The organism is Moorena sp. SIO4A1 (assembly GCF_010672065.1).
Lineage (GTDB): Bacteria > Cyanobacteriota > Cyanobacteriia > Cyanobacteriales > Coleofasciculaceae > Moorena.
In genome coordinates, this window is record NZ_JAAHHX010000864.1 from 1 (window position 1) to 1,232 (window position 1,232).

The 1,232-nt window shown below is 42.0% G+C and carries 1 protein-coding gene; it reads right to left on the reverse strand.

All coding sequences use genetic code 11. From position 1 onward, the window contains the following. Positions 1-88: 88 nt before the first annotated feature. On the reverse strand, positions 89-1,232 hold a 1,144-nt coding region (locus tag F6K53_RS43615), incomplete at its 5' end, for an alpha/beta fold hydrolase (protein WP_293087005.1).

The following is a 1,232-nucleotide window of genomic DNA, read 5'->3' on the forward strand; positions in this document are numbered from 1 at the left end:
TCTAAGGATCTAGGCTTTGGGTTTTGTTAGAATGAAACAGCCCTGCCCCCAGGATGCACCCAATATAGTGCCCTTGCCTAAGTCCTGATTATTTGCCTTTCACTTGTGCTTTTTCAATGCAGGCCATCAACTTTTGAGCGAAAACCTGAACATGAGGTTCTGCCACCATCGAGATATGGTCGCCCGGAACTTCATAAATCTCCACCGATCCAGTAGAAAATTGATTCCAACCCCAGTCTGGAAGACTCATGTTTTGAGGACGAAGATATTCAATTAGCTCTTTTTTCATAACCTTTTCTGGATGTGGGTTAATAGCCCGAAATAAAGTAATGGGAGTAGGGTAAACTTCTTCTGGAAAATAGGAACACAGGCAGTTTGCCTTCATAACTCGCACAAAACCACGAAGTTGCTTAATCCCTGCTCCTGGTGGGTAAAAATTGATTTGTTGTAACCGTTTGTAGAAGTAGTTTAATTGATCGTCTGGAGTTAGTTGTTCTAGTGCTTCGTAGGATAGCTCTAGCTCTTTACCAAATAGGTATCCTAGGAATTTACAAATGTATACCATCCACATCGCATCATTCCAGCCTAAACTTGTCATCTTATTTCCAGGTTCTGGTGCAGTAGTATCTAAGATTGCAAGTAAAGCAACTTCCTGTCCCTGTTTTTGTAATTGTAGAGCCATTTCCAGAGCGACCTTTCCACCAAAAGAATGACCACCCAGTAGATAGGGTCCCTGAGGCTGAACTGATTGTATTTCTTGGATATTATAGGCAGCTATGTCCTCAACTCGTGTGTAAGGCTCTGATTCTCCATCAAGACCAACTGCTTGTAAACCATAGAAGGGTTGGTCTGAACCTAAATAGCGAGCTAAGTAAGAATAATAGACGACATTGCCCCCACCTCCAGGTGCTAAGAAGAAAGGTCGCTTATTACCATTAGCTTGAATGGGAACTAGGGGAGACCAGGATATGTGCTTGATTGGGGAATCTATAAAATAGGCAAGTTTTTCAACGGTTGGATTTTCAAAAAGTGTAGCTAAGGGCAAATTTATCTGAAACTGTTTTTGAATATGAGCCATGAGGCGGACAGCTAGCAGGGAATTACCTCCTAAATCGAAGAAATTGTCATGTATACCTATCTGTTCTATACCCAACACTTCTCTCCAAATCTCTGCTAATGCTTTCTGTGTCTCCGTCTCAGGGGCTACATACTCCGTTGATACATTACTGGAT